The organism is Brevibacterium picturae (genome assembly GCF_030453725.1).
GTDB classification, from domain to species: Bacteria; Actinomycetota; Actinomycetes; order Actinomycetales; family Brevibacteriaceae; genus Brevibacterium; species Brevibacterium sandarakinum_A.
Window position 1 is genome coordinate 1 of sequence record NZ_JAKDJU010000030.1, and the last position, 23,604, is coordinate 23,604.

22 protein-coding genes and 1 tRNA gene are annotated in these 23,604 nt (G+C 63.3%); 17 read left to right on the forward strand and 6 right to left on the reverse strand.

Annotated features, from left to right (window positions below; genetic code table 11):
- Positions 1-30: 30 nt before the first annotated feature.
- On the reverse strand, positions 31-423 hold the full coding sequence (locus L0G76_RS05080) for a hypothetical protein (RefSeq protein WP_369696160.1): 393 nt from the start codon (positions 421-423) through the stop codon (positions 31-33).
- 108 nt (positions 424-531) lie between these two features.
- Between L0G76_RS05080 and L0G76_RS05085 the strand changes: the two genes are divergently transcribed.
- From L0G76_RS05085 to pth, 6 genes are all read left to right on the forward strand, one after another.
- Positions 532-603 (forward strand) — tRNA-Gln (locus tag L0G76_RS05085).
- A gap of 33 nt (positions 604-636) precedes the next feature.
- Entirely contained in the window at positions 637-2,094 is a 1,458-nt protein-coding gene (glmU, locus tag L0G76_RS05090; protein WP_304356238.1) for a bifunctional UDP-N-acetylglucosamine diphosphorylase/glucosamine-1-phosphate N-acetyltransferase GlmU, read from the forward strand.
- The gene (locus L0G76_RS05095) at positions 2,087-3,058 is read left to right on the forward strand and encodes a ribose-phosphate diphosphokinase (RefSeq protein ID WP_304356239.1); all 972 of its coding nucleotides are present in this window, start codon (positions 2,087-2,089) and stop codon (positions 3,056-3,058) included. Before glmU ends, L0G76_RS05095 begins: the two co-directional genes overlap by 8 nt.
- Before the next feature lie 145 nt (positions 3,059-3,203).
- On the forward strand, positions 3,204-4,223 hold the full coding sequence (locus L0G76_RS05100; RefSeq protein ID WP_304356240.1) for an alpha/beta hydrolase: 1,020 nt from the start codon (positions 3,204-3,206) through the stop codon (positions 4,221-4,223).
- A gap of 160 nt (positions 4,224-4,383) precedes the next feature.
- Positions 4,384-5,019, forward strand: coding sequence for a 50S ribosomal protein L25/general stress protein Ctc (locus tag L0G76_RS05105; RefSeq protein WP_304356241.1), 636 nt, complete (start codon positions 4,384-4,386; stop codon positions 5,017-5,019).
- A gap of 183 nt (positions 5,020-5,202) precedes the next feature.
- Entirely contained in the window at positions 5,203-5,802 is a 600-nt protein-coding gene (gene pth / locus L0G76_RS05110) for an aminoacyl-tRNA hydrolase (RefSeq protein ID WP_304356242.1), read from the forward strand.
- A gap of 15 nt (positions 5,803-5,817) precedes the next feature.
- Here pth and L0G76_RS05115 read toward each other — a convergent pair whose 3' ends face one another.
- Together L0G76_RS05115 and L0G76_RS05120 are read right to left on the reverse strand one after the other, a co-directional pair.
- The gene (locus L0G76_RS05115) at positions 5,818-6,570 is read right to left on the reverse strand and encodes a rhomboid family intramembrane serine protease (protein ID WP_304356243.1); all 753 of its coding nucleotides are present in this window, start codon (positions 6,568-6,570) and stop codon (positions 5,818-5,820) included.
- 106 nt (positions 6,571-6,676) lie between these two features.
- Positions 6,677-8,137 (reverse strand): arylsulfotransferase family protein, encoded by a 1,461-nt coding sequence (locus tag L0G76_RS05120; protein WP_304356244.1) that lies wholly within the window; start codon positions 8,135-8,137, stop codon positions 6,677-6,679.
- Positions 8,138-8,222: 85 nt separating this feature from the next.
- On the opposite strand from L0G76_RS05120, the gene mfd reads away from it, so the two are divergent.
- The 5 genes from mfd to eno all read left to right on the forward strand — a co-directional run bounded on the left by mfd (position 8,223) and on the right by eno (position 14,998).
- A complete protein-coding gene (gene mfd, locus L0G76_RS05125) occupies positions 8,223-11,816 on the forward strand; it encodes a transcription-repair coupling factor (protein WP_304356245.1) in 3,594 nt (1,197 codons plus the stop codon).
- A 206-nt stretch (positions 11,817-12,022) separates the two neighbouring features.
- Entirely contained in the window at positions 12,023-12,217 is a 195-nt protein-coding gene (locus L0G76_RS05130) for a CsbD family protein (protein WP_304356246.1), read from the forward strand.
- A gap of 147 nt (positions 12,218-12,364) precedes the next feature.
- Entirely contained in the window at positions 12,365-12,817 is a 453-nt protein-coding gene (locus L0G76_RS05135; RefSeq protein ID WP_304356247.1) for a MazG nucleotide pyrophosphohydrolase domain-containing protein, read from the forward strand.
- Positions 12,814-13,626 (forward strand): tyrosine-protein phosphatase, encoded by an 813-nt coding sequence (locus L0G76_RS05140; protein ID WP_304356248.1) that lies wholly within the window; start codon positions 12,814-12,816, stop codon positions 13,624-13,626. Before L0G76_RS05135 ends, L0G76_RS05140 begins: the two co-directional genes overlap by 4 nt.
- 91 nt (positions 13,627-13,717) lie before the next feature.
- Positions 13,718-14,998 (forward strand): phosphopyruvate hydratase, encoded by a 1,281-nt coding sequence (eno, locus tag L0G76_RS05145; protein ID WP_304356249.1) that lies wholly within the window; start codon positions 13,718-13,720, stop codon positions 14,996-14,998.
- Between the two features lie 308 nt (positions 14,999-15,306).
- On the opposite strand, the gene L0G76_RS05150 is transcribed toward eno, so the two are convergent.
- A complete protein-coding gene (locus L0G76_RS05150; protein ID WP_304356250.1) occupies positions 15,307-15,999 on the reverse strand; it encodes a DUF559 domain-containing protein in 693 nt (230 codons plus the stop codon).
- Positions 16,000-16,831: 832 nt separating this feature from the next.
- On the opposite strand from L0G76_RS05150, the gene L0G76_RS05155 reads away from it, so the two are divergent.
- The 5 genes from L0G76_RS05155 (at position 16,832) to L0G76_RS05175 (ending at position 21,556) form a co-directional block, all read left to right on the forward strand.
- A complete protein-coding gene (locus tag L0G76_RS05155; protein WP_304356251.1) occupies positions 16,832-17,323 on the forward strand; it encodes an FtsB family cell division protein in 492 nt (163 codons plus the stop codon).
- Positions 17,323-17,853 carry a DUF501 domain-containing protein gene (locus L0G76_RS05160; protein WP_304356252.1) on the forward strand — a complete coding sequence of 177 codons (531 nt, stop codon included), beginning with the start codon at positions 17,323-17,325 and terminating at the stop codon, positions 17,851-17,853. The genes L0G76_RS05155 and L0G76_RS05160 overlap by 1 nt, the downstream gene beginning before the upstream one ends.
- 9 nt (positions 17,854-17,862) lie before the next feature.
- Positions 17,863-18,810 (forward strand): Ppx/GppA phosphatase family protein, encoded by a 948-nt coding sequence (locus L0G76_RS05165; protein ID WP_304356253.1) that lies wholly within the window; start codon positions 17,863-17,865, stop codon positions 18,808-18,810.
- The gene (locus tag L0G76_RS05170; RefSeq protein WP_304356254.1) at positions 18,807-20,105 is read left to right on the forward strand and encodes a S8 family peptidase; all 1,299 of its coding nucleotides are present in this window, start codon (positions 18,807-18,809) and stop codon (positions 20,103-20,105) included. The genes L0G76_RS05165 and L0G76_RS05170 overlap by 4 nt, the downstream gene beginning before the upstream one ends.
- A 77-nt stretch (positions 20,106-20,182) precedes the next feature.
- Entirely contained in the window at positions 20,183-21,556 is a 1,374-nt protein-coding gene (locus L0G76_RS05175) for an NAD(P)/FAD-dependent oxidoreductase (RefSeq protein WP_304356255.1), read from the forward strand.
- A 173-nt stretch (positions 21,557-21,729) separates the two neighbouring features.
- On the opposite strand, the gene L0G76_RS05180 is transcribed toward L0G76_RS05175, so the two are convergent.
- Positions 21,730-22,335 carry an NAD(P)-dependent oxidoreductase gene (locus L0G76_RS05180; protein WP_304356256.1) on the reverse strand — a complete coding sequence of 202 codons (606 nt, stop codon included), beginning with the start codon at positions 22,333-22,335 and terminating at the stop codon, positions 21,730-21,732.
- A gap of 79 nt (positions 22,336-22,414) precedes the next feature.
- On the opposite strand from L0G76_RS05180, the gene L0G76_RS05185 reads away from it, so the two are divergent.
- Positions 22,415-22,804: a winged helix-turn-helix transcriptional regulator gene (locus L0G76_RS05185; RefSeq protein ID WP_304356257.1), complete on the forward strand. Its 390-nt coding sequence runs from the start codon at positions 22,415-22,417 to the stop codon at positions 22,802-22,804.
- Between the two features lie 2 nt (positions 22,805-22,806).
- Here L0G76_RS05185 and L0G76_RS05190 read toward each other — a convergent pair whose 3' ends face one another.
- Positions 22,807-23,265 carry a hypothetical protein gene (locus L0G76_RS05190; RefSeq protein WP_304356258.1) on the reverse strand — a complete coding sequence of 153 codons (459 nt, stop codon included), beginning with the start codon at positions 23,263-23,265 and terminating at the stop codon, positions 22,807-22,809.
- Positions 23,266-23,604: the final 339 nt, after the last annotated feature.

Genomic DNA, 23,604 nt, shown 5'->3' on the forward strand with positions numbered 1-23,604 from the left:
CAGGTCTCAGCCAAAGCTGAGAGGTGGTGATCAGTGGACGAAGACGGCCACCAGGACGTTGATGATCGCTCCGGTGAAGACCAGGTGGGCCATCGTCGCCGAGGGGTTCTCCACCGCGGTCGCCACAGCACCATCTGCAGTGCCGACGCCCTCGGCGCCGACTCCAGCGGGTGCGCCACCTGCTGACGCTCCGGCTGCGAGGGCCTTCTGCTTCTTGTTGCCGATGATTGCGAAGACGGTGACGAGAATCGCAATGAGCAGCTTGATGCCCATCTTCATATGGTTGACGTCGCCGTCACCCATTTCAGCGATGGTCAGCAGGAGAAGCCCGGTGATCAGCTGAAGATAGGAGCCGTGCAGCATGCCGGGAGCGACTTTGGGGGTGCGGATGAAAGCGAAGTATCCACCCACGATGATTGCCATCCCGAGCAAGTGCAGGGCCACTAGAATCTCGCGAAGAATTTCCATACGGTTCATCGTAGTGGCATGATGGTGTCTCGTGAGCGCGGGCCCTCAACTGGTGCACGCTGTTCCGCCCTGGTGTAATGGCAGCACGCCGGCCTTTGGAGCCGTGTGGTATAGGTTCGAATCCTATGGGCGGAGCTGGCCCAATCCGACTTGCGAAGGATGCAACAGATGTCGCAGACCAGACCCATCGCCGTCATCGTTCTGGCCGCGGGCCAGGGCACCCGGATGAAATCGACACTGCCGAAGGTTCTGCACCCGATCGGCGGCCGGTCCCTGCTCCACCACTCGATCACGGCGGCTGCGGGTGCCGCTCCCGAGCACCTCGTCGTCGTTGTCCGACACGAACGCGACCAGCTCGTCTCTCATCTGGACTCACTGCCGATCAACTCGACGCAGACCGTCCTCATCGCCGATCAGGATGAGGTCCCCGGCACCGGGCGCGCCACCGAATGTGCGCTGACTCAGCTGCCCGACGACCTGTCCGGCACCGTGGTCGTCACCTATGGTGATGTGCCGCTGCTGACTGCTGACACGATCAACAGCCTCGTCGAGGTCCACGAGTCCTCACGCAATGCGGTGACGGTCCTGTCCGCCGAGGTGGACGATCCCAACGGGTACGGACGCATCGTCCGCGACGCCTCCGGTGCCCTGCTGCGCATCGTCGAGCAGAAGGACGCCAGCGATGACCAGCGCAGCATCCGGGAAATCAACTCCGGCATCTACGCCTTCGACGCCGCGGCGCTGAAAGCCGGACTCGCTTCACTGACCACGGACAACGCGCAGGGTGAGAAGTACCTCACCGACGTGATCGGTTTCTCTCGTGATGCCGGTCAGTCCGTCGCGGCCACCGCCACCGCGGACCTGTGGCAGGTCGAGGGCGCCAATGACCGTGTGCAGCTGGCCAACCTCGGCAAGGAGCTCAACCGACGCGTCTGCGAGAAGTGGATGCGAGCAGGTGTGTCCATCATCGACCCCGACACCACCTGGATCGACATGGACGTGTCTCTGGGCGAAGACGTCACCGTCCTTCCCGGCGTCCAGCTCCTCGGCGCCACCGACATCGGCTCCGGTGCCGTCGTCGGCCCCGACTCCACCCTCAAGGACACCGAGGTGGGTGCTGGGGCACAGGTCGTGCGCACCCATTCGGAACTTGCCGTCGTGGGAGCCGGCGCCGATGTCGGGCCGTTCGCCTATCTGCGACCTGGGACCAACCTCGGCGAGGATGGGAAGATCGGGACGTTCGTGGAGACGAAGAACGCTGACATTGGACGGGGCGCGAAGGTGCCGCACCTGTCCTACGTCGGCGATGCCGAGATCGGTGAAGGCTCCAACATCGGCGCCGCATCGGTCTTCGTCAACTACGACGGTGTCAACAAGCACCGCACCGTCGTCGGAAAGCACGCACGCATGGGCTCGGACAACATGTACGTCGCCCCTGTCACGGTAGGCGACGGCGCCTATTCCGGTGCGAGCACAACGGTGCGCAAAGATGTCCCTGCGGGAGCGCTTGCCATGACCGTGGCGCCACAGCGTAACCTGGAGGGCTGGGTCGTCAGCAACCGCCCCGGTACGTCTGCAGCGCAGGCGGCCGAGGCCGCATCTGAAGGGGAACCGGCAAGTGAATGAAATTACGACGGCGAGCGAAAAGAAGCTCGTCCTGGTCAGCGGGCGCGCGAACAATGAGCTCGCTGAACAAGTCGCTGAGAACCTGGGGACAGAACTTCTCCCCACTGACATTTACAACTTTGCCAATGGAGAGATCTACGTCCGGTTCTCCGAATCGGTCCGCGGCTGCGACGTCTTCGTCCTGCAGTCGCACAGCGCGCCCATCAACGAATGGCTGATGGAGCAGCTCATCATGGTCGACGCGCTCAAGCGAGCCTCTGCCAAGCGCATCACGGTGATCGCACCGTTCTTCCCCTACGCCCGGCAGGACAAGAAGCACCGAGGACGTGAGCCCATCTCGGCGCGCCTCGTGGCCGATCTCTACAAGACGGCCGGTGCCGACCGCATCATCGCCGTCGACCTGCACACCGCACAGATCCAGGGCTACTTCGACGGACCGGTCGATCACCTCCTCGCGATGCCGATCCTGGCCGGTTACGTCAAGGACAAGTACCCCGGTGACCTCGCCGTGGTCTCGCCCGATGCGGGCCGCATCAAGGTCGCCGAGAACTGGTCGAACTCGCTGGGTGGAGTGCCGCTGGCCTTCATTCACAAGACTCGCGACATCACCCGACCGAACGAGACCAAGGCCAACCGCGTCGTCGGTGAGGTCGAGGGCCGAACCTGTGTTCTCGTCGATGACATGATCGACACCGGCGGGACCATCGTCCAGGCCGCCGACGCCTGCATGGCCGCCGGTGCCAGCGGAGTCATCGTCGTCTCGACGCACGCAGTGTTCTCCGGCCCGGCCGTTGAGCGTCTGTCGAACTCCGTGGCGCAGGAGGTCATCGTGACCAACACGCTGCCGCTGACCGAGGACAAGATGTTCGACAAGCTCACCGTGCTCTCGATCGCGCCGCTGATCGCCCGCGCCGTGCACGAAGTCTTCGAAGACGGATCGGTCACCAGCCTCTTCGAGGTCTGAGGCACCTTCCCGCGCGTTTCATCCGAATCGAACCCCGAGCCGATCTTCCGGCTCGGGGTTCGATCTGTCTCATCGGAAGCATCGCCTGCCCGGGACCCGACCGACGCTCTACACTGGAGACAACCGAGTGAAGGGAACCGTGACGATGTCGTCTCACGATTACAACCGTTACCGGGTCAGCGTCACCGGCGGTGAGCTGTCCGTCGGCGTCTGGGAACCTGTGGCCTATGGGCCCGGCCGCGTCCCCACCGTGTGCGTCATCCACGGGATCACCTCGAATCATCTGTTCTTCGCCGGTCTGGTCGCAGCACTTCCCGGCGTGCGCATCATCGGACCTGACCTGCGCGGACGCGCTGACTCGCGTCTGCTGGGACCGCCGTTCGGTATGAAGGCCCACGCCGAGGACGTGCTCACCGCCATCGACACCTTCGCCGAGCCGGGACCGGTCACGCTGGTCGGACATTCCATGGGCGGATTCGTCGCAATGACCCTGGCAGGCATGGGGGCAGGTGCCGATCCCGACGCCGAGGTGGCCGATCGTTTCCGTGGTCCTGTCCTCATCGACGGCGGACTTCCGCTGCCGGTGCCGGCACCCGGAGACGAGGAGGACTCCGATTCGCTCGACGAACTCAACGACCATGACCTCGACACCGACGACCTCATCGCCGCAGTTCTCGGGCCCGCCGCCGACAGACTGTCGATGTCCTTCGGGTCGGTCGAAGAGTATCTCGCATTCTTCGCCGCACATCCGGCCTTCGTCGACGGCCTCGACACAGTCGCCACGGAGAGCTTCGTCTACGACCTCGCGGCCAAGGACGACCACAGCTTCCAACCCTCGACGTCGATCGAGGCGATGCAGGCTGACTCGGCGGACATGTACACCGGCGGTGCCTTCCGGAACGCACTCGCCAAGATCATGAGCAGCCGACGGCGCCAGGCCGAGGTGACATTCCTCTTCGCCGAACGTGACCTCATCGCGGCCGAGCCCGGGCTCTACCCACCGGAACTCGTCGCCTCCTATCAGCAGCGGTGGGAGGATCTGACCGTCGTCGAGGTGCCCGGTACGAACCACTACGACATCCTGCTCACCGAGACCGGCATCGACGCCTGTGCCGAAGCGGTCACGGCTCGACTTGGTGCCACCGACGAGAGTGACTTAGAATGAGGGGGTTGCCTCGGCGAGGGAAACACGTGTTTCCGTTATCGACGCGGTCCTGACCCACACGCTGACCGGCCCTTCGGAGCCGAATTGAGACAGTGACAGTGCGGTTGAAGGCTGTTTCGCCGTGGTGCTTGAAAGATAAGGACACCACGAAGGAGAGAAAATGGCTGACTTCAAACTCATCGCCGAACCCCGCAATGAATTCGGCAAGGGCGCCGCCCGCCGGACCCGCCGCGCAGGACGCATCCCCGCCGTCGTCTACGGACACGGTGGAGATCCGGTGCACATCTCGGTCGAGGGCCACGCCACCATGATGGCCCTCAAGCACGCCAACGCTCTGTTCGAGATCGAAAGCACCGACGGTGCCAAGAACATTCTCGCAATCGCTCGCGACGTGCAGACCGACCCGGTCACCCGCGAGATCGAGCACCTTGACCTCATCATCGTCAAGCGCGGCGAGAAGGTCGAGGTCGACGTGCCCGTTCACATCATCGGCGAAGCCACTCCGGGCACCATGGTGCAGCAGGAAGAGTCGACCATCCTCATCAAGGCCGACGCCACCAAACTGCCTGAGTACATCGAGGTCACCGTCGATGGCCGCGCCGCCGGTGAGCACGTTCTGGCCGGGCAGGTCGAACTGGCTGCGGGCGTCGAGCTCGCTGCCGATCCGGAACTTCTCGTCGTCAACGTCTCGGAAGAAGCCGAGATGGACACCGAGTCGGATGCGGAAGAGGACGTCGAAGAGTCGACCGACGAGGCCGCGGAGGATGCAGCAGAGGAGAAGTCCGAGGACGAGTGACCCCGTCTGCGCCCAGCTTCTGGGCGCAGCCTGAGTTCTGAAGTTCGGTGGGTCGTTGCAGAAACGGCCCACCGAATTCGTTCTGTGAGCAGAGAATGAGTCTGTGCCCACAGAGCAGGCGGGGCCACCAGGGTGTTCAGGTGGCCCCGATGAGCAACGACACAGTGTGAGCGAAGGACGACGATGACGAACGAAGCGTGGCTGGTCTTCGGCCTGGGCAATCCGGGCCCCAAATACGAAACGACGAGACACAACATCGGGCAGATGGTCATTGCCGAACTCGCGCATCGCATCGGCGTCAATCTGACGCGAACGAAGCTGCGCACCAATGTCGGCACGGCCCGCCTGCCGACAGGCGCGGTCCCCGGCGTTCCGGGACCGCGAGTGGTGCTCGCAACCTCAACCGGGTATATGAACGAATCCGGTGGACCGCTCAGACAGCTCGCCGACTTCTACTCGATCGACACCGACCGGATCATCGCCGTCCATGACGATGTCGACATCGCCTTCGACACGATCAAGGCCAAGGTCGGTGGGGGAGAGGGCGGACACAACGGACTGCGATCGATGACCTCGGCGCTGGGCACGAAGAACTATCCGCGCATCCGGGCCGGTGTCGGACGGCCCATGGGACGTCAGGACACCGCCGACTACGTTCTGAGGCCCTTCTCCAAGGACGAACGCGCAACACTGCCGATGTTCATCTCCGACATCGCCGATGCCGTCGAGATGTACATCGTCGACGGACTCGAGAAAGTGCAGCTCGAATACCACTCGAAATGAGAGCGGCGCCCGACATCACTTCTGTGAGGTGGGCCGCTTCTCACGCGCGAGGCTCGGACGCTTGCGGTGGATGAGCCAAGCGGCGAGGATGCCGCCGGCGAAGCCGAACAGGTGCCCCTGCCAAGAGATCCCATTGTCCTGCGGCAGCATTCCGAAGACCATCGACGCACCGTAGGTGATGAAGACGAAGAACCCGACGGCGAAGTAGACGATCTTGCGGAGCACGTCCTCGGTGAACCAGGTGCGCACTGCCAGGTAGGCGAAGAAGCCGAACACGATGCCCGAGGCGCCGACGACGTGCTGGCCCACAGGCAACGTCGTCAGCCAGGCGCCGAGCCCGGATACGACGGCAGTGATGACGGTGACGAGCCAGAAGCGGCGTGCCCCCTCGACGGCGATGCACAGGCCGAGGATGAGGAACGGGAACGTATTGGCCGTGAGATGTCCGAATCCCGAGTGCAGCAGAGGAGACGTCGCCACTCCGTAGAGGGACAGCGGGTTCCACGACTGCAGGCTGAGCACATCGAGGTCAGCGGGCAGAACGGTGTCGATGATCTCAATGACCCACATGATCGCCAACAGGACGAGGACGGGGACGAAGCGCGAGAGACGGTGGTTGTGACTGGCGGTGGTGCGCAGGTTGGCGACTTTGGGCTGCCCCGTGGGTGGGCGGCCGCCTGACCTGGGCGAATCGGGGGCAGTTGAATCGTTGCCGAAGATGAAGTGGGATTCTTCGGCGGTGAAGCGAGGGGATCGGTCGGAACTCATGCCTCAATTGTCAGTGATGAAGCTTGGAGAACGCCGAAGAATCGGGGCCCGAGAGCAATCGTGACCGATCCGTTAGTCCCGTTACGGTCTTGAGATCTCCGCTGTGTCAGCTCACCCTGGTGCTGCCGATTCGCTCGTTGTTCTCATCCAATGCCTCGACGACGATCTGGGATCCGGCCGGTTCGATGTCGGCTGCGGTTTCGAAGCCCGTGCGGTCGACGACCGTGGTCTCTGTCAGCTGCTCCTCATTGTCTCCGCTGAGGATGCGCCAGGCCGTAACCTCGGTCGCTCCGTTCCAGCTCATATGCACCCGAGTGACGCCCTCGCCGGGTTCGGACTTCGTCGCCGTCGGCGGCGCTGACGGAGCCGCCTGCCAGTCGAAGCGATAGGCGCGGTAGTTCGATCCGCCCGTGAACGTCGCGTCGTAGAGCAGCTTCCCGTCGTGGGTGTACTCCGAGTAATAGGGTTCGGATCCCCAGCCGACGAACACATTGCCGTTGTCGAGCTCCTGCAAATTGCCCTGACTGCCCGAGGAGCGATCGTCGGGGGCCGGATACTCGGTGACCACCTCGGCGGTCATCGCCGTCTCATCGAGATCCAGTCGCAGTCCGCGGGAGTCGCCCAGGCGGGGTGCGGCATGATTGTCGAAGAGCGTGAGCGTTCCGTCGTCACGGCGTTGGGCATCATGCTGCCAGGCGAAGGGCGTGCCCTCGCCCATCTCGAAGTCAGTGGCCGATCCGCCCAGCACCCAGTTGAGGTCGGCGCTCTTGCGATCGAGCTGATAGACGGCATGGGTGTTGCGGGCGGAGACGAGCAGGGAGTCACCGTCATCGTCTTCCGATACCGAGTTCAGGTGGATGTAGTCGAACGGGTCATCCTCAGTGCCCTCGCCGTCCTCGATCGTCGATTCCGTCTGCTCGACGGGCACGTCGCCGAGTGTCCGCCATTCGACGACCGGCTCACCGGAGTCGATGTCGACCTCCTGGACCACTCCTTCCCAGACCCAGCCGTCCTTCGGACCCCCGACCGAGGTGAGATCCGTCTGAGACTTGATGTAGGACAGGAGGAACATGGTGCCGTCGTCGGTGATCGTCGTCTCGTGCAGGTCGGCGGTCTTGTGAGCCAGATCGCCGCCCATGCCGACTCGTGCGATCTCGTTGTAGCTGTCGTCGAGCATCACCACCTCACCGGCGGTGTGCGGAGTCTCGGCCAGGCCCTCCCACCAGGTCAGGACCGGTTCGTCCTTGTACTCCTGGACTCGCAGGTCCCAGACCTGTCCCTCGCCCTGCCGGACCCAGACCGGTTCCCCGGCCGAGTCGAGGATGAGACCGCCGACCCAGGACTCGTCGTCATCGGCAGTATGGCCCTTCGGACCGAGGAACGTCTTGAGGCCCTTCTCCTCCTCGGGCAGCTGTGCGCTGACATCGAGCTCGATCTTCGGCGGATCCAATTCGGGTCGGCTGTGGAAGTCCCAACGCTCGGGTTGGGGGACTTCCTCTCCGGCGGTGCATCCGGACAGAAGCAGCGCTGCGGCCGACACGGACGCGAACAGAGTGCGGTAAGTCATATACTCATCTTCACACGTTTGCGCAGTCAGCGGACGGAGCGCGGTCGCCGCCGTTTCTCGAGTCAGGCCCGTGCCTTAGAATTGCATGGTGCTCAACGGACTCGATCTCACACGCCAGAACTCCACCATCACTGACCTCGTCGCAGCGTTCAACGACCCGGAGACAGCAGGTGGAACGATCGATGCGATCAGGGGACTGTGGCCATCGATCCTGCGCCGCACCCTCGTGTCCGCTGATAATGATTCGTCCACCTCGGCGCCGCAGCTCATCGTCACGGCCACCACACGTGAGGCCGAGGATCTGGCCCGGTCGCTGGCCGACTGGGTTCCCGAGGACTCGATCGCGATCTTCCCCAGCTGGGAGACCCTCCCACACGAAAAGCTCTCACCCCGATCCGACACCGTCGGTCAGCGTCTGCAGATTCTGCACCGCCTGGCCCACCCGAGCCCGGACCGGCACCTGGCCTTCATCATCGCCCCCGTCCGCGCGTTCCTCCAGCCGCTGGTCAAGGGGCTCGGCGACATCGAACCGATGGAATTGACCGTCGGTGACGAATACGAGATCGACCAGCTGGCCAAGCGACTGACCGAACTGGCGTACTCACGTGTGGACATGGTCTCCCGCCGAGGCGAGTTCGCAGTTCGAGGCGGCATCGTCGACATCTTCCCACCGACGGCAGACCATGCCCTGCGCATCGAATTCTTCGGTGACGAGGTCGACGAGATCCGTGAGTTCTCCGTCAGCGACCAGCGGTCCATCCCCGCCGAGGCGGATGCCGGGTCCCTGCAGCTGTCGGCTCCGCCCTGTCGGGAGCTCCTGCTCACCGACTCCATTCGGGAGCGTGCGGCTGAGCTGTCTCAGACGCTGCCGGCAGCCTCGGACATGCTCGACAAGATCGCCGGTGGAGTCGCAGTCGAGGGCATGGAGTCGCTGTCTGCGGTATTGGCCGATGGCATGGAGCCGATCATCGCTCTGCTGCCGGAGTCCACGAAGATCATCATCACCGAACCCGAACGGGTACAGGCCAGGGCGGCCGACCTCGTCGTGACGACGAACGAATTCCTGGAGGCAGCGTGGTCAGGGGCTGCCGCCGGTGGCGAATCGCCGATCGACCTGTCCGCAGCGACATTCCGGACGATGGACGAGATGGAGGCCGGCGCTCGCCTCATCGGCCTGGCCTGGTGGGAGCTCGGCGGATTCGCCACCGACGAAGAACTCGTCTCACCCGCGGAGAATCTGTTCCCCGTCCCGGCTCGCGCACCTCGGGGATATGCCGGTGACGTCGAAGCGATCCTCACTGACGTCAAGGGACTCATCCACGACAGATGGCGCATCCTCGTCCTCACCGAAGGGCAGGGGCCGGGCCAGCGCATGGTCGAGGTGTTCTCGGAGGCAGGTGTGCCGGCGACCTTCGTCGATGACCCGACGGATGTTGCCGATGCCCTGGTGACCGTGACCACGGCCGCGCCCTTCGGCGGATTCGTCTTCGACGACCTCAAGCTGGCCGTCCTCACCGAAGCCGATGTGCTCGGTCGCGCCGCAGCCACCTCGACGAGGGACATGCGCCGTCTGCCCACCCGTCGCAAACGCAACCAGGTGGATCCGCTCAACCTGGCTCCCGGCGACTACGTCGTCCACGACCAGCACGGTGTCGGCAAGTTCGTTGAGATGACGCAGCGGACGACTGGCAAGGGAGCGAACAAGCACACGCGCGAGTACCTCATCGTCGAATACGCTCCGGCCAAACGTGGTCAGCCCGGCGATCGGCTGTACGTGCCCAGCGATGCGCTCGACCAGGTCAGCCGTTACGTCGGCGGGGAGAGCCCGAGCCTGAACAAGATGGGCGGTGCTGACTGGCAGACGACGAAGGCGAAGGCCAGAAAGGCGGTCAAGGAGATCGCGGGCGAACTCGTGCGTCTCTATTCCGCCCGCCAGGCCACCGTCGGACACACCTATGGGCCCGACACTCCGTGGCAGCGTGAACTCGAGGATGCCTTCCACTACGTGGAGACCGCCGATCAGCTCACCACCATCGACGAGGTCAAGGGCGATATGGAGAAGTCGGTGCCGATGGACCGTCTGATCTGCGGTGACGTCGGCTATGGAAAGACCGAGATCGCAGTCCGGGCCGCGTTCAAGGCGATCCAGGAGGGCAAACAGGTCGCTGTCCTCGTGCCCACGACCCTGCTCGTCCAGCAGCACTTCGAAACCTTCGCCGAACGCTACTCGGGCTTTCCCGTCACCGTCGGTGCGCTCTCGCGTTTCCAGACGAAGCAGGAGTCGGAGAAGGTCGTCGAGGATCTGGCCGCGGGTAAGCTCGACCTCGTCATCGGCACGCACAGGCTGCTCAGCGGCGAGGTGCGGTTCAAGAGTCTGGGGCTCGTCATCATCGACGAAGAGCAGCGCTTCGGCGTCGAGCACAAGGAGACGCTCAAGGCGATGCGCACGAACGTCGATGTGCTCGCCATGTCGGCCACCCCGATCCCGCGGACCCTGGAGATGGCGGTGACCGGCATCCGGGAGATGTCAACCCTGGCCACTCCGCCCGAGGAACGTCACCCGGTCCTGACCTACGTGGGTAAAAAGGAGGACAAGCAGATCAAGGCTGCTGTCCGCCGTGAGCTCATGCGCGAGGGACAGGTCTTCTACATCCACAACCGCGTCAAGGACATCGAAGCCGTGGCCGGCCACATCGCCGAACTCGTTCCCGAGGCCAGGATCGCGATTGCGCACGGAAAGATGAACGAGAATCGCCTGGAACAGGTCATCGTCGACTTCTGGGAGAAGAAGTTCGACGTGCTCGTGTGCACGACGATCGTCGAAACCGGCATCGACATCGCCAATGCGAACACGCTCATCATCGACCACGCCGATCGATTCGGACTCTCCCAACTGCACCAGTTGCGCGGTCGCGTCGGTCGCGGACGGGAACGCGCCTACGCCTATTTCCTCTACCCGGCAGACACGACACTCACCGAGACCGCCCACGACCGACTGACGACACTGGCCGCCCACACAGAGCTGGGCGCCGGCATGCAGGTCGCCATGAAGGACCTCGAGATCCGCGGGGCCGGCAACCTCCTCGGCGGTCAGCAATCGGGACACATCGAAGGGGTCGGCTTCGACCTGTACGTGCGCCTCGTGGGGGAGGCCGTCGCGAACTTCCGCGGTGAGGACACGGAACCCGAAGCGGACATGCGCATCGAGCTGCCCGTCGACGCGCACCTGCCGGCAGAATACGTCGCCCACGAACGTCTCCGCCTCGAGGCCTACCGGAAACTCGCTGCAGCGGCCAACGAGAGCGAACTGCAGGAAGTCCTCGACGAGCTCGTCGACCGCTATGGGCCCTACCCGGAGGCCGTCGGTGTGCTCGCCGATGTCGCCAGACTGCGGATCAGGGCCAAGGCCTCGGGCGTCAACGATATCGTCATGCAGGGCAATTTCGTTCGCTTCGGTCCGCTCGAGCTCGAGGATTCGCAGGTCGTGCGCCTCAAACGTCTGTACCCCAAATCTCTGCTCAAGCCCGCGATCCGGTCGGTGCTCGTGCCCAAGCCGATGGCCGGCAGCGGCTTCGATGCGAAGGAGATGACGGACTCCGACATCCTGCGTTGGGCCCACCAGTTCCTCGACGCGATCGTTCCGGTCGTTGCCTCCGAGGTTGTCGAGGCAGGAGTCTGACCCAAAGTGGGCCACCACGAGTTCGTGCAGGAATTTGGCGGCCTTTGAACGACGATGACCTGTTGCCTCATTGCAATGCCTCCGGGAAAGAAACATCGACTCAGACGGAATCAGCACGTATTCTGAAAGTTCACATTCGCCGCACTCTGCGTAGCGTAGAGTGCGAATACGGGTACAGACGTACCGTGAGACGAAGGAGAGCCACCATGAGTTTTGACGACAAGTTCGAAAACAAGGCTGAAGAATTCTCCGGTAAGGCCAAAGAGACCGTCGGCGACGCCACCGGCGACGACGAGCTCAAAGCCGAGGGCTCTGCTGACCAGCTCAAGGGCAAGACGAAGCAGGTCGGCGATAAGGTCAAGGACCTCGGGAAAGACGTCAAGGACAAGTTCAGCAAGTAATGAGGAATTCGACCCCCACCGCGCTCGCGGTGGGGGTCATTCTTATTGTCCGGCCATCTGACAATTCGCGGGCAGCGATATGGCAGGACGCACATGCGTGCGGAATCGGGAGGTGGGGCTTAAGTGGAAGAGCAGAAGGCGGAAGTCATGATTGAAACGCAGACAGCCGGGGTGATCGAGGCGATGGCTACTCTGCGTCGCCGGTGCCCCTGGTCGAGTCGGCAGGACCACGGAAGCCTCGAGAAGTATGCGCGCGAAGAGACCGAAGAACTCATCGAAGCCCTTGACGACTACCGGGATGATCCGAGCCCGGTCCATCGCTCGGCCGTTGTTGAAGAGCTCGGCGACGTCTTCTACCAGGTTCTGTTCCACTCAGCGCTGTTGGATGAGAGCGACTCCAAGGACTACGGACATACCCTGGGACTGATCGTCGAGGGGCTGGAAGCCAAGCTCATCCGGCGACATTCGCTGGCCTTCGGTGAGGGCGCCGGCGATGGGCAGATGGCTGCCCTCGAAGACGTCGAGCGGGAATACCGTCGAATCAAGACAGAAGAGAAGCAGCAGGCAGCAGAAGAACAGCAGAAAGACACGAATCAGTGAGCTTGGATCGCATCGACATCGAAGGCACATTCAACTTCCGTGACATCGGAGGCAGCCCCACCTCGGCGGGGGAATCCACAGTCGGAACGGGTAAGGTCTACCGCTCCGACGGTCTCGCCCAACTCACGGACAAAGCGCAAGCCGACATCAGAGCACTCGGCATCACAACAGTCATCGACCTGCGTGACATCGGGGAACGCTCGAAGCTGCCCGACGCCGTTGAGGGGCTCGACGTGAATTATGTCGAGCTGCCCATCTTCGACGATCACTTCTTCCCCGCGAAACGGCTGAGCGTCGAGGAGATGAAGAAGGCCGCCGAGGCGACCGGAATGGACCTCTCCGATCGCTCGCTGAGCAAGATCTACGACCTGATGATCGAACACTTCGGAGCCCGTCTGGCCATGGCCGTCGACCTCGTGGCCCAGAGCTGTGAAGGCGGGGTGGTCTTCCACTGCTCTGCCGGCAAGGATCGGACCGGAGTGGTCGCTGCGTTCGTCCTCACCCTCCTCGGCGTGGGGCGTCACGAGATCCTCGAGGAATATTCGATCACCTCGCAGCATCTGGCAGGAGGCTTCCTGGAGAACATCACCAGGAACTTCGCCGATGCCGGCATCGGCGGAAACCTCGCAGAGACCGCAACAGCGGCACCGCCGGAGCTCATGGCGAAGCTCCTCGACTCGACCGATGCGAGGTACGGCGAGAACGGTGTCGAAGCCTATCTGCTCGAGCACGGAATGGATTCGGCGAGCCCGGGCAAGCTGCGCGATCAGCTGTTGACGCCTGCCGACCGCGATGAGACAGAGGAATGAAGCGGCCGGGACTGAGCCCAGTCCTTCGGTGCATTAAGCTGTCGTTCAGGCACATGTTCCCCATGTGAAACCAATTGCGAAGGAGTAATCAGTGGCTGAGATCGTTGCCGCAAACGCCCGTGAAATCCTGGATTCCCGGGGAAATCCCACCGTTGAGGTGGAAGTGCTGTTGGCCGATGAGTCCGTCGGTCGGGCCGGTGTGCCATCGGGTGCCTCGACCGGTGAATTCGAAGCCGTGGAGCTGCGCGACGGAGACCCGGAACGCTATCTGGGCAAAGGCGTCACCAGTGCTGTTGACGCAGTCGTCGACGAGATCCACGAAGTCATCGTCGGTCTCGAAAGCGATGACCAGCGTCTGGTCGACCAGGCCCTGATCGAGCTCGACGGAACCGAGAACAAATCCCGCCTCGGTGCCAACGCCATCCTCGGCACCTCGCTGGCAGTGGCTCGCGCAGCAGCCGTGTCCGCAGATCTTCCGCTCTACCGGTACCTGGGCGGCCCGAACGCCCATGTCATGCCCGTCCCGATGATGAACATCCTCAACGGTGGATCGCACGCCGATTCCAACGTCGACATCCAGGAATTCATGATCGCCCCGATCGGTGCGGCCAGCTTCCACGAAGGGCTGCAGTGGAGCGTCGAGGTCTACCACGCGCTCAAGGGCGTGCTCAAGGAGCGCGGTCTGTCCACCGGACTCGGCGACGAAGGCGGGTTCGCACCGAACCTCGACTCCAACGCCGCTGCACTCGACCTCATCAGTGAAGCCATTGAGCTTGCCGGACACCGCCCGGGCCGCGATATCGCAGTGGCACTCGATGTGGCCTCGTCCGAGTTCTACACCGATGGAGCCTACGAGTTCGAAGGCGAGAAGAAGTCGGCACAGGACATGGCTGCATACTATGAGGGCCTGCTGGCCAACTACCCGCTGGTGTCCATCGAAGATCCTCTCGATGAGAACGACTGGGAGGGCTGGGCCACTCTGACCGAGTCCATCGGCTCAAAGGTTCAGCTCGTCGGCGACGATCTGTTCGTGACGAACCCCGAACGTCTCCAGCGCGGCATCGACAACAACACTGCCAACTCGCTGCTGGTCAAGGTCAACCAGATCGGCACGCTGACGGAGACACTCGACGCAGTGTCGATGGCTCAGACCCACGGCTACACGACGATGATCTCGCACCGTTCGGGCGAAACCGAGGACACGACGATCGCCGATCTGGCCGTGGCCACGAACGCCGGCCAGATCAAGGCCGGAGCTCCTGCCCGTTCGGAGCGAGTGGCCAAGTACAACCAGCTGCTGCGCATCGAAGAGCAGCTCGGCGATGCCGCCCGCTACGCCGGACGGGGAGCCTTCCCGCGCTTCGACCGCTGAGCGATTCTGCGGCGCAGCTGCGACACCGCGCAACCGGCTGCGGGACTGCGCAACCGGATGCGGGACTGCGCAACCGGCTGACGTCGTCCCAGAGGCGGGGTCAGGTGATCAACCATGGTCGCCTGACCCCGCCTCGGCGATATTCAACGCCAGTTCCTCCCGGCGCTCGCAAAACATCCCGTCGCTCACAAAACCTTTCGGGAACTGCATAACTCCTCCTGTCCCTCGCAATTCATACATCTGCAGAGGTAGTTCAAGCGGCTGCGGGCGAGGGGTGCTGCCGTGGCTGCGGTTGCATCCTCTTGAGATCACCTGACGTTCATGAGGATGCGTTTGATCTCCTCGAACTTTGTCTCCTTGAACAGCTCTTTCCAACTGATCCTGACGACTCGCCAGTCCTGATCTCGCAGCCATTGTTCGCGACGCCGTTCCCTCTCGAGCTCGTCACGTGGGACTCCCGAGCCGAGATACAGTTTCCCGATTCCGTCGATTTCGATGATCAGTCGAGCTGCCTTGTGACAGAAGTCGACGCGTAGCCTCGAATGCAGTGAGGCCGCATCGAACTCGACTTGGGGGACGAACCCAGTGATTCCGTGCTGGAAGAACCTCACCGCCGCGATCGATTCGGCTGGAGATTCACGGCGAGCATCTGCCAGGTCGAGTGCCAGGTGAACCTTCTTGGTGTTTCTGGACTCGAAGCACTGCGAGAGAGTTGTGAGGATCTTCTCCATCGTCGTCAGGCCACGGCGAAGAGCGCTGTCAAGCATAGAAACTGAGATATCGGGGTTGTACGTGCGAGCCACATCGATGAGGGTGCGTTCGAGCGTGGTCACCTCGGTCCCGCGAACCTTCAGGCGGTGATTCTTCGGTATTGTCCCGCCCCTGACATGGATGCTCTTGAACCTGCGGTTGGTCCCGGAACGCACCACTTCGACCTGGTGCGTGACTGGGTAGGCGACGGGCAGACCGTGGATGAGAGCGGCAGAAATGTGAGAGAACACCTCGGGCGGGGGAGGCGCGGGTGACGACTGGACTGATGTGGCCGATTGCGGTGTGGCGTCCGATCCCGCTTCGACCAGTCCTAGTTTCTGAAATCTGACTTCGCATCGCGCCATCACCGCCGCATCGAGCTCTTCGATCTCGTCGCGGATATCCCCGTATTGTGTGAACTCTGAGTGCGCTCCTTCCTCGATGCTCGCCCACAGCGCTCGGTGCCTGTTCCGGTCGCAGATGTGTCTGACGGAATAGACGCCGCGAGAAAGGCGGCGCAAACAGCAACTTCTTGCACGCCGAATATCTTCGTGACTGAACCCGAGTCGGAGGATCTGCTGTGTCGTCAAAATCTTATACATGACAGTAATCTGCATCTATCGCCATCAAACCGCAATAGAAAAGAATCTGCCTGTGCATAAGTCTGTTGATCGACGTACTCGGTGGTGGATAAAGACGTTGCGGCTGCTCGATTCCGAGTGCTGTTGAGCAGTCACTTGGGTGCTGGCCCAAGTCGCGGGGCCGCCAGAGTTCGCACCCCTCACTCTGAGTGCTGAAACGTCCCTTTGCACAGGGAGGAGTTGGTGCTCGAGGTGCCTTTTGCTGAACCAGTTGTAGGGGGAGACCGTAACGGTAGGGGATGGGAGGAGCGGTAGGGGATGGGAGGGGCTGTAGGAGACGGTAGGAGCTGTAGGGGATGCGGCCGTCAGGGAACGATGCAAGTGGGTGTTCGAAAAATAGAACACGCCACGACCTCCAAATCCTCGCAGTCCGGATGCTGACACGGCAGACTTAGACGTGTTGCGATTGCCTTCCCCATCCCCGGTCGCAGAGGAAAGAGACATGGTTCCGAGTAAGCCCAGAAGCAGTGCCCCCAAATCGGCTCCGGGCAGAGCCGCTCCCCGGCGACGTCCCACACCGGTTGTCGAGGCTCAGCCCACCGAAGGCACCCGCAAGCGGAAGCTGTCCTGGCAGACCGGCGTCTTCCTCCTCGTCATCGCCATCGTGCTCGTGACGTTCCTGCCATCAATCAACTCCGCCCTCAAGCAGGCACAGCAGATCGCCGCACTCAACAGCGAGATCGAATCGACGAAGTCCGAAGTCGAGGGACTGCAGGAGAGGAATGAGAACCTCAAAGATCCTGCCTACATCAAGCGCAAGGCCCGCAAAGACCAGTACTACGTGGACAAGGGCGAGAACGCGGTCATCGTCACCAACCAGGAGGCGATCAACGGTGACGATTCGGATACGGACCGCCCGCAGCGCAAACAAGCCTGGTACCTTGAGTTGCTGGAGTCGATTCAAGAGGTCGGCAATACCGTGGAGAAGGGCTGATGATCACAGAGTGCACCGAGGCGGACCTCGCCATCCTGAAGGACCAGCTCGGACGGGTTCCGCGCGGCGTCGTCGGGATCGCGGCTCGCAGCACATCGGGCGAGCCACTGGTCGTCGCCACGGCCCCCCGGCTCGAAGACGGAACTCCGTTCCCCACCACCTTCTACCTGACCCATCCGGCCTTCGTCACCGAGTGCTCACGGCTCGAGGCCTCGGGAATCATGGCCGAATGGTCCGCTGAGCTCGCCGAAGACGAAGATCTCGCAGCCGCTTACGCCAAGGCCCACGCTGCTTATCTCGCAACACGGTCCGAGATCGGCGAGTCGGCCGGCATCGCCGAGGTGAGCGAGATCGAGGACTACTCCGCCGGTGGCATGCCCACCCGTGTGAAGTGCCTGCACGCTCTCGTCGGGCACTCCCTGGCGGCCGGGGCAGGGCTCAACCCGATCGGGGACCGTGCGATCTCCTTCATGACCGACGTCCCCACCCCAGCGGGCGCAGAAAGCGCCTCGGCCGAGGCAAGCGAATAGGAGAGACTCATGCGAGTTGCCGCCTTCGACTGTGGGACCAATTCCCTGCGCCTGCTCATCGCCGATGTCGACGAACAGGGGCAGATGGCCGAGCTTCGTCGTGAGACCCGGATCGTGCGTCTCGGCCAGGGAGTGGACGCGACGGGGGAGTTCGCTCCCGAAGCCCTCGAACGCACGTTCGCCGCAGCCCGGGAATTCGCCGAGGTGGCCGCCGAGTATTCGCCGGAGAAGCTGAGATTCGTCGCCACCTCCGCCAGCCGCGACGTGAAGAACCGGGACGAGTTCTTCGCCGGAATCTTCGGCATCGTGGGCGTCGTGCCCGACGTCATCTCCGGTGACGAAGAGGCTCACCTGTCATTCCTCGGCGCCACCGTCGGACACGGTGCCGACAGCGGTCCGTTCCTCGTCATGGACCTCGGCGGCGGGTCAACCGAACTGGTCCTCGGAACCGAGGGCGTCACCTCGGCGGTCAGCATGGACATCGGGTCCGTGCGCCTGACCGAACGCCACATGTCCGTCGACGTCCCAGACCAGACGCAGATCCGAGCGGCCATCGACGACATCGATGCCAATCTCGACAAGGCGGCAGAGATCGTCGATCTGTCCGCACCGCGGACGATGATCGGAGTCGCAGGCACCGTCACCACACTGACCGCGGGAATACTCGACCTCGACAGTTATCAGCGCGAGCGCATCCACGGCACGCACCTGCGCGTGGCAGACATCGACGATGAGGCCGACGAGCTGCTGAGCATGGGGCGAGAGGCCCGCGCGGCACTGCCGTACATGCACCCCGGACGCGTCGACGTCATCGCAGCCGGGGGACTGCTGTTCGCCCGGATCGCGACCCGCATCGACACGGCAGTCAAGGCCGCGGGGGCTGAACTCGACATCATGGTCTCGGAAACGGACATCCTCGACGGCACCGCGCTCGATCTCGCGCGCCGGCAGTCGTGAGGTCCGGCGCCGCGCTGACACCGACGGCAGCCAAGCGTCCACGCGCAGGAAAGCGCACCGCGAAACTCGCCGTCGTCGGCTCCCTCGTGCTCGGTCTGGTGATGGGGACGACCCAGCCTGCGCTGGCAGCACCTGAGCCCGGCCCGGGCCAGTGGTTCATCGAGGACTACGGCATCGACGATCTGTGGAAGAAGACCACCGGAAAAGGCGTCAAGGTCGCCGTCATCGATTCCGGCGTCAATGCCGAACATGACGACCTCAAAGACGTTGTGAGCAAGTCCAAGGACTTCAGCGGACTCGGTAAGGACGGGAAGACCCCGATCGGCGGCAAGACCACGATCCATCACGGCACCGCCGTCGCCGGTGTCATCGCGGGCCAAGGCAAGGGGGCCGGACCGACCGGAGTCGCCCCCGACGTCGATATCCTCTCCGCGTCGATGTGGCTGGGACCCGACCGGCCGGAGGACTCCGGCTCCACCCGTGAGCAGGCCGATGAGGCGATCAGATGGGCCGTCGACTCAGGAGCCGAGGTCATCAACATGTCGCTGGGCTGGGACGATCCCGCCTGGCCCCAGAGCTGGGACGACTCCTTCGCCTACGCCTATGAGGAGGACGTCGTCATCGTCGCCTGCGTCGGCAACGCCTCCCAGGGGGCGACTCAGGCATGGTCGCCGTCGACGGTCCCCGGAGTGATCGGCGTCGGCGGGCTCGGCAAGAACGAAAAGGTGCTCAAGGAATCCACCGCACCCGGAACAGCCGTGGACCTCATGGGGCCAGCGTCTGACATTCCGATTCCCTACTATTCCGGCGGCTATGCAGAAGGACAGGGCTGTTCGTTCGCCTCACCCATCGTCTCCGGCGTCGCTGCGCTGATCCGGGCCGAGAACCCAGACCTCAGCGCCGACGAGGTCACCGCCAAACTGACCTCGACGGCCAAGCCCGTCCCCGGACACAAGGGGCAGAGCAAGAAGGGCAAGCCGGATCCGATCGTCGGCTGGGGCCGTCTCGATCCGACTGCCGCGATGAAGTCCGAGGTCCCGAAGTCGGTGCCCAACGCGGCCGATGCACTCGCCGACTGGGTGACGATGCACAGGCGCGCGAATTCCGATCCGTCCGAGACAGAGAGCGCGGCCCCTGCCGAGGACGACAACCCGAAAGCGGTCGCGCCCAAGGACGTCGTCTCATCGCAGTCCACGCCCAAGATGGGCTTCTCGGTTCTGGGCGCCGGAGGCCTTATCGCAATGGTCCTCTTCGTGCTCTCAGCAGTGGTTTTCATCCGCCGCCGACGGCGATAGAACCCGGTCATGAACCTCTGATCTGGAGTGTCGAAATGCAATTAGTGAAAGTTTTCACAAGGGCCTAAGATGGGATTATGGCACTCATCAGAAACTCAAAATTGCGTCCTCGAATCCTCGTCGTCGGTGGCGGCTACCTTGGTCTCGTTACCGCTCAGAATCTGTTGAAGAACCTCGGCCGTGGCGAAGCCACAGTGACCGTGGTCGATCCCAACCCGTACATGACCTACCTGCCGTTCCTGCCGGAGGTGGCAGCCGGTTCCGTCGAACCGCGTCACGCCGTCGTGCCCCTGCGTCGCAACCTCTCCGGTGCTGAGGTCATCACCGCGAAGGTCACCTCGATCAACCACGGCGACAAGTTCGTCACGGTCGAGCCCGAGAACGACGAAGCATTCGAACTCGACTACGACCACATCATCATGGCCGCCGGCTCTGTGGCGCGTGCTCTGCCGATCCCCGGCCTCAAGGAGAACGCCATCGCGCTCAAGCGCATCGAGGAAGCCGTCGCACTGCGCGATCATCTCCTCAGCCGCTTGGCCGACGCTTCGCTGATGGAAGACGATGATGAGCGTCGCAAGGCGCTGACCTTCGTCTTCGTCGGCGGCGGATTCGCCGGCATCGAGCTCATCGCGGAACTCGAAGACGTCGTCCGCTCCGCAGTGGCTCAGTACGAGACGCTGACCGAAGCCGATGTCCGCTTCGTCCTCGTCGAGGCCCTCGAGCGTGTCATGCCCGAGGTCGGCGAAGCTCAGGCGCGCTGGGTCGTCGAGCACCTGCGCGAACGCGGCATCGATGTCTACCTCGAAACCTTCCTTGAGGACTGCACCGACAAGCACATCAAGCTCTCCAGCGGCGAAGAATTCGACGCCGACACGATCGTGTGGTCGGCCGGTGTCAAGGCCAACCCGATCCTCGTCGACTCGGACCTGCCTCTCGACGAGCGCGGCCGGGCGACCGTGCGTGCAGATCTGCGCGTCGAGGGCGACAACGGTGTGGTCGAAGGCGCATGGGCCGCAGGCGACAACGCCGCCGTGCCTGATCTCTCCGGTGGCGGCGTGGGCGGCTACTGCGTGCCCAACGCTCAGCACGCCGTGCGCCAGGCTCCTGTGCTTGCCGCCAACGTTCTCGCCGCACTGCGGGGAGAGACCGAGTTCAAGCAGTACTTCCACAAGACCATCGGAACCGTTGCCGGCCTCGGGCTGTACAAGGGCGTCTCGCAGATGGGCGAGTTCGAAGCTCGTGGCGCTCTGGCGTGGCTGATGCACCGCGCCTACCACGGCTACGCGATCCCGACGCTGGATCGCAAGGTCAAGGTCTTCGGCAACTGGATCTTCAACGCCGTCCTCGGACGCGACACCATGCCGCTGGCCGACCTCGATGTTCCGCGCAAGAACTTCGTCGAGGCAGCCAACTCGAAGCCGGCTCCGAAGAAGGAATCCGCCAAGGCCTGATAGCTGAGTGCAGGTTCGCGTCGGGTCCTCACCGTGACGTGAAGCCTGATGAGGTCTGAAGAACGCCGGGAGTGCATCCGTTGCACTCCCGGCGTTCTTGTCATTGACTAGGGGTGGACACGCAGAGTCCGGGGGATCGGCCCCGAATCGATGAGTGCTCGGCCCCGAGACCCTCAGTTCGCGACGGTGAAGCGAGCGTCAATGTGCTTTGCATCGACGATCTCGTCAACCATGGCCACCGCGAAGTCCTCTGCTGAGATCGAATCGCCGGCGGGCGTCTCGAGCTCGGTCTGATAGGTTCCCGTGCGCTCACCGGGGCCGATCTCCGGGGCGGGGGAGATCAGCGTCCACGGTGAGTAGCCGCCTGCACGCATCAGCTCGAGTGCCATCGTGCCGGTCTCCGACTCAGCCTTATAGGCTTCTGGGAATCCTTCGGTGTCCTTGAGCATGGTGTCGCCGACGAGGAGCGATCCGGCACCGCCGACGACGAAGATACGCTTGTCTCCGCTTGACTGAGCGAGTGTCTCAAGAGCTTCTAACCACTCTTCGTGGGGTCCGCCGGTGCGGCTGGGGCCGGTTGTCGAGACGATGAGGTCATGATCGGCGACGACCTGTCGGTCGAACTCGGCGTCTCCCATATCGCCTTGGAGGCTCTCTGCCGCCCCCGGCACGTCAACGCCGGTGCGGGTGATGGCCGTGACCTCGAGGCCACGTTCCGCGGCTTCCTTGGTGACGCGGGATCCGATCATTCCGGATGCGCCGAACAGTGCGATCTTCATGGTGTGTCCTTTCGTTGAAGCAGATACTTCCACAAAGGTACCCTTTGGATATCGAGTACCTCAAAGATACTATTGGGGTATGAGTACGAGCAGTTCCTGGGAGGGCGATGCCTTCGATCCCGAATGCCCGACCCGGATCGTGCTCGACCGGGTGGGCGATAGATGGACGGTCCTCATCATCGAGATCCTCGACGAGGGCCCGAAGCGCTTCAGCGAAATTCGGGTGGCGATCGGTGGAATCACACCGAAGGTCCTCACCTCGACGCTGCGGTCGTTGGTTGCCGATGGGCTGGTGACCAGAGAGGTCTTCGCCGAGGTTCCTCCACGAGTGGAATACGCACTGACCGACCTGGGCCGGTCCCTCTTGGGTCCTGTCGAGGCCCTGCGCAGGTGGGCAGAGATCAACGTCGCGGCCATCGAGGACAGCAGAGACCGTCAGCAGGGCACAGGCGTGTCACCGCATCACTGACGTCAGTCGCTGATCTCCGCGAGCACCTCGGCGAGTTCGCGCAGCTCACCTGCGATTCGGTACACCCGAGGCGAACCGGAGTAGGTCCAGTTGCTTGTGATCATGGACGCGCTTGCACCGCCGGTGGTGACGGAGAACTCCGCACGGCTCAGCTGTGCCGTGCGGTCAGCGATGAGCCGATCACGCAGCTCGGGGGAGAGGCCCTCCCAGTGGTCGGCCGCCTCGTAACCGAGCTCATGCCAATCGCGGCCGGATTCGCGGTAGGCGATCGGGCGATTGGTCAGAGCCGAGGCGGAGTCGTGAGGTCGGGGCTCCTCGGCGTCTGCGCCCCGACGGGATTCGCCGGTGGCGGATGTGGTTGAGAAGACAACGGCGGGCCCCGGTGTGGAGGCGGCGAGAGATTCGACCTCATCGTCGACAACTTGGGGCGATCCCTGCGGAGTGAGCAGCAACTTCGTCATGTCACCATCTTGCCTGGGCCGATGCGAGGACGCGAACCTGCGCCCTACTCACGCGGTGCTCAGACGGCGGCGAGGAGACCGCGGGTCCGCTCGAGCAGCAGAGCGGTCGCATCCGCGTCGAAGGAGCACAGGGACGAATCAGCGAAGAGATGCCGGTTGCCCGGGTAGACAAAGAGTTCTGCTGCAGGCGTGACGTCGGCACATTCTCATTCTCGGGCCAATCGGTACCGAACTCAGAGACGGGCAGACACGAGTCGATGAGAAGCGCGCCGCGGGCAGCGGTGAGCAGCTGTTTCGTTGGTCCCCCCAGTGGGACTCGAACCCACACTTGATCGATTT